General features: G+C 31.7%; 2 protein-coding genes. One reads left to right on the top strand and one right to left on the bottom strand.

Annotated elements, in window-relative coordinates:
* The first annotated feature begins 110 nt into the window (after window positions 1–110).
* Complete coding sequence (locus tag DS742_RS28345) at window positions 111–296, top strand: YcxB family protein (RefSeq protein WP_170313636.1); 186 nt, start codon at window positions 111–113, stop codon at window positions 294–296.
* 59 nt (window positions 297–355) lie between these two features.
* Here DS742_RS28345 and DS742_RS28340 read toward each other — a convergent pair whose 3' ends face one another.
* Window positions 356–628, bottom strand: a complete 273-nt coding sequence (locus DS742_RS28340; protein WP_117420249.1) for a GNAT family N-acetyltransferase — start codon at window positions 626–628, stop codon at window positions 356–358.
* Between the last annotated feature and the right edge of the window lie 299 nt (window positions 629–927).

Here is a 927-nt window from a genome sequence, read left to right as displayed (position 1 = left end):
AAGCCGGTGGTCATGATTTTTATTATTGATAATTATATGCTTAGCTGATAAAATGGGACAGTGAAATAACAGCAGATTCATGGGGGAAAACATTTTCTGATGTTATTCATATGACTACAGAAAATAAAAATCAGCGGAAGATATCATATAATCATATTTTAAAATATATAGAAACTAAGAATTTGATTATACTTATTTTAGATGGCAGAATGTTTGTTCCTCTTGATAAAAATGGTTTTATAGAGGGAGATGCAGAAAGCTGTAAGAGATTTATAGATGGAAGAATAAGAAAATAAAGATTTTATTATTGAAAAATTGCAGGCCTGTCTTTACCAGACCTGCGAGAATAAAACAATTATTTCAGCAAGTCCTGATATTCCGGATGTTTATCAAACCAGGTGATAGCGTAGGAACATGTCAGGACTGCTTTTTTTCCTTCCAAACGCAGATGATCGGCAGCCGCTTTCATCAGCTGGCCTGCAATGCCCTGGCCTCTGAGAGAATCATCCACAAAGGTATGATTAATATTAACAGTCTCGTCATCCACATCTGGAAAGGTAACTTCAGCCAGCAGGTTGCTGTCTGAATGATAAAGTGCAATTTTATTGGGAGTGTAAGTAAAGTTCACAGATAATACCTCCTTGTCTTGTAATGAAACGATTATATCATTTTATAAAAAAAGGTTCAAGGAGTTCTCAATGGATCATAATTCATAACGAAATGGCAATAAAAAAAGAGCATCGTAAAAATTGGGGAAACGATGCTCCAAAGAAGAGTTATAGTAAGTATAACCTAAAAATATCATTATGTAAAGCTAAAATTATGTGAAATGTGTGTAATATTCTGAATTAAACATATTTTAACAATATTAAAACATGACATAAAATAAATTATTTTATATGATGTTTTACTAAAATATTTTAATAC

The organism is Lacrimispora amygdalina (assembly GCF_003432035.1).
GTDB lineage: Bacteria > Bacillota > Clostridia > Lachnospirales > Lachnospiraceae > Lacrimispora > Lacrimispora amygdalina.
Note: the sequence above shows the minus strand (reverse complement) of the source record. Positions and strands in the feature narration are given on the sequence as shown.